This window comes from Blautia sp. HCP3S3_D9, assembly GCF_052063845.1.
Lineage (GTDB): Bacteria > Bacillota > Clostridia > Lachnospirales > Lachnospiraceae > Blautia_A.
Genome location: NZ_JBQHWS010000196.1, coordinates 1 through 4290, shown reverse-complemented (window position 1 = coordinate 4290; position 4290 = coordinate 1). Strand labels below are relative to the sequence as shown.

Below are 4290 nucleotides of genomic sequence, written 5' to 3'. Positions count from 1 at the left end.
GTCGTCGGCAGCGTCAGATGTGTATAAGAGACAGATCATTGACAGAATGTATATCGGACATATTGCCGGTAACGGCACGCTTGCCCTTGCAGGTGCAGGTATATGCGGTCCTATCGTTACACTTCTTACGTCTTTCGGCACCCTGATAGGGATCGGCGGTTCCATCACCATGGGCATCCGCCTGGGCGAAAAGAACACCAAAAAAGCAGAACAAGTACTGGCAAATTCCTTTCTTATGCTCAGTATTTTCTCTGTTCTGCTGACTGTCAGCTTTCTTCTGTTAAAAGACAAGCTTCTGATGTGGTTTGGAGCAAGTGAAGCTACTTTTCCATTTGCCAATACTTACCTAACCATTTACACAACAGGAACTTTCTTTGCACTGATGGCTACAGGACTGAACTACTTTATCAACTGTCAGGGTTTTCCGCTCGTGGGAATGTTTACGGTTCTCATCGGTGCAGGCTGCAATATCCTGCTGGATCCTGTGTTTATCTTTGGATTTCATATGGGGATCGCCGGCGCTGCAATTGCAACCGTCATTTCACAGGTACTTTCCTGCATCTTTGCCATGACTTTCCTGTTTGGAAAAAAAGTACCTGTAAAGATCACCTTCGGACAATATGACCTGAAGATCATGGGCAAGATCATTTCTCTGGGATTTTCTCCCTTTCTGATCCTTGCCACTGACAGTCTGATCCTGATCATCATGAATACGGTCCTTCAGAAATACGGCGGCGCCTCCCAGGGTGACATGCTGATCACCTGCGCTACCATCGCCCAGAGCTATATGCTTCTGATCACTTCACCGATGATTGGTATCAGCGGAGGCACACAGGCGATCCTCAGTTACAATTACGGTGCAAAACGTGCGGACAGAGTCAAAGACGCAGAAAGGAACATTCTGGGGGTAATGCTTATATTTACCACCATCATGCTCCTTCTCTCCCGGCTTGTACCGCGGTATTTTGTTCTGTTATTTACAACGGATCCACAATATATCCGCTTCTCTGTCTGGGCAATTCAGACCTATACACTGATGATCATCCCGCTGAGCTTTCAGTATGTTTTCGTAGATGGTCTTACTGCTCTGGAAAGACCGAGAACAGGACTTGCACTTTCCGTTACCAGGAAATCGCTATTTGTGCTCAGCGCAGCAGTTCTGCCTGTTTTTTTCGGAGCAAAAGCTGCTTTTTTCGCGGAACCTGTAGCTGACGGAGTTTGTTCTGTACTCTCCACAATTGTGTTCCTTCTCCTGATCAACCGTCATCTGGAGAAACGCTGTCAGTCAAATACAGATCTGGCTTAACTGCCCTATCGCAATTCCCTACTGCAGCAAACGGTTCCAGTAATATTTTATCCCGATCCCTACTACCACTGCTGTTGTAAGTTCACATATCCAAAATGCATTCCATACAGCGCCTGCTCCTGCAAAATGGCATAACAGGTAAGCTGCCGGAATGATTACAACAATATATCTTAATAAAGAAATCACCAGAGACTGGGTACCTTTGCCCAGTCCTTCTAATGCTCCGCAGGCTGTAACAGAAATTGCAGACGGGATAAATCCAACACAGATGATTCTCAGTGCTGTTGTACCAATCTTTACAGTCTCCGGATTCTCAGTAAACATTCCCATCAGCGATGCTGATGCTGCAAGGCAGAGGATCGTTCCCGCCAGCATGATCATACCATTCAGACAGAGAGAAATACCGAAGATCTTTTTCACACGTTTTGTCTCACCTGCCCCATAATTGTATCCCATCAGAGGACGCATTCCCTGTACAATACCACTTGCCGGCAGATACAGGAAAGTCTGCAGTTTGTAATAGATTCCCAATACTACTACATAACTTCCGGAGAATGCAGACAGGATCTGATTCAGGAATGAGATCAGTACGGAAGGAAGCGCAATATTAAGAATTGCCGGAACTCCTACCAGATATAATTTCGCATCCAGATTCCTGTCGGGTTTCACATACTTTCTGCTGACTCTGACCGGTATCTCACATTTCTTATATGCGATCAGATACACCAGAACATTAAATACCTGTCCAAGTCCGGTCGCAAGTGCTGCACCTCTAATCCCCATTTTCGGGAAAACTCCAACTCCGAAAATAAGAAGCGGATCCAGGATAATATTGGAAATACAGCCCACCAGCAGACTGAGCATCGTAAGTTTCATCATGCCTACTGCCTGGAAAATCTTTTCAAAGGACAGGCTGATCATGATCACTGTGGAAAACGCAAATGCGATCGTTGAATACTGTACTCCCAGTGAGATTATATCCTGTTCCTTTGTAAACATCTTAAGGAATACAGGCATGAATGGAATGCAGATTGCTGTAAAGATAATTCCATGAATAATATTAAAAAGCATACCATGAGTAGCTGCTGTATTTGCCTTTCCGATATTCTTTGCTCCCAGATGGAAGGATATCTGTGCATTAATTCCTACACCAAAACCACTCGCAACTGCATTGATAAAGTTCTGCACCGGGTATACCAGAGACAATGCCGTCATTGCCTGCTCGCTGATCTTTGCCACAAAGAAACTGTCCACAATATTGTACAATGAATTTACAAGCATGGACAGGACCATTGGCATAGCCATAGATATCAGCAGTGGAAATACCGGTTTTTCTTTCATAAAAGTGTTATTCATTCTTTTCCCCTTTCTTTTTTCTTTCGTACTGCCATTTCCGTGGCAAAAAAATACCACACAATTATCAGTACATAAATGTACGACAATTGTGTGGCGAAAAAAGTTCATGTTTCTCACAAGACTGAAAAATCCACACCAGTTTTGGTGTGATAAACATACCATAAATTGCTGATATCTGTCAAGTATTTGTTAAAACACCTCGCCGGGCGTGTAGATAGTACGTTACTGTTCACTCCGTTTACAGTAACGTAGCCAAAATTCATTCCAGATTGCCTGCGGCAATGGAATTTTGGCTTGTATGTCTCGGGATTTTGGCATATTCATGCCAAAACACCTCGCGGGATAGTGGTGTGTGAACAGTAACGATAGTACCAATCAGTTCTGGTCTGCCAGTGTCTGTACCCACTTTACTGCATTCTCCTGATTCTTTGATGAATATGGGATCACAATACACATCGGTTCATAAGCGACTCCCAACTCTTCGGCAAGTTTACTGTCTGTAATGGAAATATGTGTCTTATCTGTCTGTTCCCCAAAGGATTGAAAGGTATCCTCTCCCAGAAGTTCTTCCAAATCTGCAAACGGCTGATTTTCATTCAACGTCTGATACAGAGATTCCGGCATAACCATCACATCAATGGATCCTGTCTGAACCTGTGTCACATATGCCATCTGTGCAGTATAATCAAATTCCTTCTGCTCAGAATCTGTAGTAAGGTTAACTCCTATCTCAACCCTGCTGTATTTGTCATCACTGCAGCCAAGAACATCCTTAATCTCCTGTTCAAGTGTATCTGTATCGCCTGCCATAAAATTTACTACAGATACTGCCATTACTGTCTGTATTTTAGCATTTTCATAATAGTCCTTTGCTGCAAATGCGAGTGCGATCGCTGCGATCACTCCGAAAATAGCCGGTTTATAATACATCCAGATATATTCCAGCTTCTTTCCGAATCCCATTCCCTTTAACTTCTCTTTCTCAATCAGGCGTCTTTCCTTCTTTGACAGATCCGTCTCATTCTTGATCTCCGGATTAAGCACACTCTCATCGTGCTGTTCTGTCTGTTCCACTCTCTTCTCCCTCTGGTTCGTGTCCTGATTTTTTTCTGTCATTTCTTCTCCTTTGTGCCTTTTTCAGCTGATTTTCTTATGATTCTTCAGGCATCTGCACAGATGTCAAAACTCAGTGTAGTTTTGTTTTTCTGTCATAAGATTTACTGAATACTATACCACATTTCTCATGGTGTGAACAGCTTTTGACATAGATATTTACTCTGAAAATACAGTAAATGATCAGTAATGTCATTCCATATACACACAATGGTCGCAACCAGAGCCAGTATCCAATTCTGCTGATTCCTGTGCAGCCAGAGATTCTTTTCGCAGCATCAGCCACTGCAGGATGAATCAGATAAACGGGAAACGCATACTTCTGTCCTGCTTCTGCCAGCACCTGCGGAAATGTTTTTTTCCTTCCATATAATATAAGCCAGATAAACAGACAGATGACCGTAATACAGTTTCCCAGATAAATCTTTCTGGCTCCCTGCAGACAGTATTCCATAACACTGAGTATGATCCCTGACACAATCCCTGCAACAAACTTACGTTCTATACTCTCTGAC

General features: G+C 43.4%; 4 protein-coding genes. 1 reads left to right on the top strand and 3 read right to left on the bottom strand.

The window, feature by feature from the left end; genetic code table 11:
* A partial coding sequence (locus tag ACTNES_RS19635) for an MATE family efflux transporter (protein ID WP_441040462.1) occupies positions 1-1306 on the top strand: 1306 nt, incomplete at its 5' end.
* Between the two features lie 18 nt (positions 1307-1324).
* Here ACTNES_RS19635 and ACTNES_RS19630 read toward each other — a convergent pair.
* The 3 genes from ACTNES_RS19630 to ACTNES_RS19620 form a co-directional block, all read right to left on the bottom strand.
* Positions 1325-2662, bottom strand: coding sequence for an MATE family efflux transporter (locus ACTNES_RS19630; protein WP_441040461.1), 1338 nt, complete (start codon positions 2660-2662; stop codon positions 1325-1327).
* Between the two features lie 375 nt (positions 2663-3037).
* Positions 3038-3778 carry a hypothetical protein gene (locus tag ACTNES_RS19625; protein WP_291817482.1) on the bottom strand — a complete coding sequence of 247 codons (741 nt, stop codon included), beginning with the start codon at positions 3776-3778 and terminating at the stop codon, positions 3038-3040.
* Between the two features lie 70 nt (positions 3779-3848).
* On the bottom strand, positions 3849-4290 hold a 442-nt coding region (locus ACTNES_RS19620; protein ID WP_441040460.1), incomplete at its 5' end, for a hypothetical protein.

Bases quoted from the DNA above. Each gene is read 5' to 3' on its own strand.
- ACTNES_RS19630 (WP_441040461.1), bottom strand. From the start codon at position 2,662: ATGAATAACACTTTTATGAAAGAAAAACCGGTATTTCCACTGCTGATA.
- ACTNES_RS19625 (WP_291817482.1), bottom strand. From the start codon at position 3,778: ATGACAGAAAAAAATCAGGACACGAACCAGAGGGAGAAGAGAGTGGAA.